Below are 1,227 nucleotides of genomic sequence, written 5' to 3' on the forward strand. Positions count from 1 at the left end.
TTTCTTCGTTATTTATAGAATTGTTTTTATTACTGTCTTCCATCACAAGAACTCCGTATAAATGATGGGGGAATATATACCTTTCTGCTCAATGAAAAGTCATTATGTTAGAATTTCTCGGCCAAACTAACATTCGTTTTTTTATTGATGAAAGTCTAAGTGTCAAAAATTTGAACTTGGTTGGATAATTAAAATTGTTGAACAATACGTGATTGCTTTGATAAAAAAATGATTCATTATTCCGTGCATGATTTTCAATGGCAGTATTAAGATTTTTATTAATCTTACTGTTAATAAGAAAGTAGTTAATAATAAAATTAAAAATAATATCTAGCAGGTCTTTGGCGAGGTTTACATGAAGTTGGTTTTAACCATAACAAGTTTTCACAAATTTACTCCAGAGATTGAGAGTGAGTTCGTGTTTGAATCAAGTGATGAACATGCCAAGGTTACATTTGGTAGGTCTGAACAATGTGATTGGACACTACCAGATCCTGAAAGAGTGGTATCCGGAACCCACGGAGAACTGATTAAGTTTGGTGACAAATACTTGATAAAAGACCTCTCAACTAATGGTACTTTTGTAAATAATGCTGTAACTCCTGTGGGTCAAGGAAATGAAATAGCACTAAGCGATGACGATATGGTTAGCTTAGGGGATTATCAAATTTCAGTTTCTATTCAAACAGATACAGATGTATTCAGTCTTGAGACAAGTAAAAGTCTTTCTAGCGCACCCCCTGAAGTAGTCTCAAGTCCATCGGAAGCAGAATTTGTTGACCTAGGCCTTAGTGCTAGTGAACTCTTAAACGAAAGTGTTCCTTCTGACTTTCAGCTAGATATTGGTTTAGTCGATGATTTTATTGATATCCCAAAGCCCGAAAAACAGAGCACCGTATCTGAAACTTTACCGAAAGTTAACCGACAATCAGAACACCTATCGACTCCCAACTTTGATACCAATGGGGGTGAACTTGCGGCTTTTGTTAGAGGGGTGGGTATAGATCCAATGATGATTCCCAGCGATAACCGAGAGGAATGGTTCGAACAACTGGGGGAGTCATTTTCTTTGATGCTAGTTGGTTTAATGGAAACACTGCATAACAGAGCAGTGTTTAAACAAACAAATCGACTTAGTCATACCGCATTTCGTAAGTCAGAAAATAACCCTTTAAAGTTTTCTGCAAACTTAGAAGATGCGATTCATAACTTATATAACCGTCAAAC

General features: G+C 36.1%; 1 protein-coding gene. It reads left to right on the top strand.

What is annotated here, in order from left to right; genetic code table 11:
* Positions 1-355 precede the first annotated feature (355 nt).
* On the top strand, positions 356-1,227 hold an 872-nt coding region (gene tagH, locus IQR33_RS12635), incomplete at its 3' end, for a type VI secretion system-associated FHA domain protein TagH (RefSeq protein ID WP_193843736.1).

Origin of the sequence: Vibrio sp. OPT46, assembly GCF_015163535.1 — a bacterium.
Classification (GTDB): domain Bacteria; phylum Pseudomonadota; class Gammaproteobacteria; order Enterobacterales; family Vibrionaceae; genus Vibrio; species Vibrio alginolyticus.